The 2720-nt window shown below is 54.0% G+C and carries 3 protein-coding genes; 2 read left to right on the plus strand and 1 reads right to left on the minus strand.

Going from position 1 to position 2720, the window contains the following annotated elements; translation table 11 throughout:
- Nucleotides 1–403: 403 nt before the first annotated feature.
- Entirely contained in the window at nt 404–1378 is a 975-nt protein-coding gene (locus Q0X47_RS08605; RefSeq protein WP_297725077.1) for a CAMP factor family pore-forming toxin, read from the plus strand.
- Between the two features lie 156 nt (nt 1379–1534).
- A complete protein-coding gene (locus Q0X47_RS08610; RefSeq protein ID WP_297725079.1) occupies nt 1535–2380 on the plus strand; it encodes a Sir2 family NAD-dependent protein deacetylase in 846 nt (281 codons plus the stop codon).
- 22 nt (nt 2381–2402) lie between these two features.
- Here Q0X47_RS08610 and Q0X47_RS08615 read toward each other — a convergent pair.
- Nucleotides 2403–2720, minus strand: a 318-nt coding sequence (locus Q0X47_RS08615) for a glycerophosphodiester phosphodiesterase family protein (protein WP_297725083.1), incomplete at its 5' end; no start/stop codon positions are given.

A 2720-nucleotide genomic window follows, 5' to 3' on the forward strand; every position in this document is an offset into this window, starting at 1 on the left:
ACAGGCACACGCCGGTGTGTGGGAGAGTAGGGAACCGCCGCACTAACACTTCAAAAACGTTTCGCCCCCCACCCCGTGGGGGCGAAACTCTTTAAGCTTTTATCACCAGAAAGCCAGCCCTATAATTTTTAAATCGGCTCACCCAGAACACATTCTTACAGGAAAAATTCAGCTAGAAAGCTGAAGATAAGGTGTTCCAGTCAAACATACATATGTAAGAACAGCAAGGTAAACGCGATTTGAAAGTCTCATTGTTCGAACAAAGACTCAGGAAACTTTCAGTTTTTGTCCAGTGTGTTTATGGTTAAACGGTCAACAGGTTGAAACAGCCAATGCATGCAGGGTTGCTAAGCAGGTTGCAGAAACCACTACATACATCGATTTTTGAAGGGAATCATTTTTTATGAACAAGAAGTTTGTTACTTTGGCTGTGGCGGTTGCGATTGCTATTCCGGGTATGACGATGATGCCGGCGTTGGCAGATGACGAAGTTCCCACCAACGAAGTTCCAACCGTTGAGGTTACCGAACCCGCTGTTGATGCTGTCGAAGCTGCTGAAGCCGCGCCACAGAGCGATGCGGCCGAACCTGCCGAAGTTTCTGATCAATCCGAAGCTGCCCCAGCCGGCGAGTCCGAAGCTGAAGAAACCGCGGAAGTTGTAGCCGCGGATGAGGCCCCGGCTGCTGTCACCGCTGAGCGTTCCGCTGATATTACCCCTGCAGAAGCTCAGGGCGCTATCAACGATATTAACGCAGCTGTGGCGACCTTGAAAGAGATTCAGTCTGAAGAGCCGAAGGCTGACTGGTCCAAAGAGTTCGATAAACTCTTCGCTACTGCTGCCGAGCTGACTCAGTCTCTGGCTGTCGTCGCAGGTGGCTACCAGACCTTGGCGAATCCGGATTTGATTATGGCTCGTACCCACCTCATTGTGGAGATTGGTCTGACTGTTGATAAGTCTGCAAATAACCTGCGCTACAAGATTCAGAAAGCTCACGTGGAGCTGGGCTTTGCGGTGACCCGCGCTATCATGCGGGTGGCAAACATTGGTGCAACCGAGTACCAGTTGAATGACTCTATCAGCGACTTGCGCGCCACTTATGATCGTGTTTCTACCTACCGTGACTTGAAGTCCACCGATACCGCTACCATTTACGTGAAGGACCTGTTGAACAAGGCCATCTGGAATACTCGCGTGGCTCGCGATAAGGAAATCTTGACCCACAAGAACTTCCGCACCTACTACACTTTGAACAAAGAAATCACCAAGGCGGTTGGTGTTTGGTTCAAGGCCAAGGCTACCGTTGCTGACTGCGATGCTGCAATCGCTAGGCTGAATTCTGCTTACGCGACTGCCTATGCTGCTCCGAGCGTTCGCTAAGCTCTGATTACTATCCTGACACGGGAACCCGGCCATACGGTCGGGTTCCCGTGTTTAACCTCTCTAACGACTAATTCTCAGCCTGGTGTTGCGGCTGTTAGGAAAGCAAGCAAGCGCATCCCAGCTCTGGCAAGCAATAAGTCGTAGACTTAAATCATGGAAACTCTTGACGATGCAACGATGCAACAGCTAGAGACTTTAGCGGGATGGATGAGAGGAAAAAAGACCGTGCTGGTCACGGGGGCTGGGATGTCTACCGACACCGGCATTCCTGATTATCGCGGCAAAGGCAATACCGAGATTCCTTCGGTGGAATATGACCAGTTTGTCAGCGACCCGGTGTGGCAACGCTGGGTCTGGGCTCGCAACCACCAGACTTGGCAAACCATGTTGTCCCTAGACCCCGCCCCAGCGCATCTCGCGCAAGCGAGACTGGAACGTGCCGGGCTGCTGACTGGCATCGCGACCCAAAACGTTGACGGCCTGGATTTGAAAGCCGGATGCAAAGAAGTCTATGAAATGCACGGTTCTTTCGTGCGCGTCGAATGCGTAGATTGTGGGGAAGTCACCGACAGACAAGCGCTGCACGAACGGCTCACCGAGGCAAACCCGGATTATCCACTTGACCTGGATCCCGCGCACGTCGCCATTCTGGCGGTGGCGGACCGGAAAGCCGCCGAGGCCTGCACGTTCAAAACCGTGCCTTGTGAACGTTGCGGCGGATTGCTGAAACCGGCGGTCGTGTTTTTTGGGCAGTTACTTCCTGCAGAGGTGATGTCCCGGGCGTATGCAGCCGCGGCAAAGGCCGACGTAGTGCTGGTGGTGGGTTCTTCGCTGGTGGTGGGGACGGCAACATATGTGATGCAGGCGGGTTTGGCAGAAGGAGCCCCGTTGGCAATCATCAATCAGGGGCGCACCATGTACGACCGGGCGGCGGATCTGCGTGTCGAAGGCGGAGCTTCTCAATGCCTTACGGCCTTGGCGGATTTACTGGGAGCCTGACGGAAGGGTAGCTCAGCGCAGCTTAGTGGCCTAAAGCCGCGAGCATCTCGTCGGCGACGTCCGTAAAAATCCCGTCGACTCCCCAACTGGCGAGTTCACGAGCGCGGGAAGGATCGTTGACCGTCCACACGTTTATCTGCAGCCCTGCGTCCTTGAGGCGTCGAGTCATTTCGGCGGTGAGCCCGCTGTCCTCGGGATGAATCGCGGTGGCGCCGACCTGTTCGCAGCGGCTAATCGCGTCATCCCACAGACATTCTTTGGTAAATAGGCAGGCCAGCTGTAAATCGGGACGTTGCTGGTGAATCTGGTACAGAAATACGTGATTGAACGAGCTGATGAA

The sequence above is a fragment of the uncultured Mobiluncus sp. genome (genome assembly GCF_947254095.1).
Lineage (GTDB): Bacteria > Actinomycetota > Actinomycetes > Actinomycetales > Actinomycetaceae > Mobiluncus.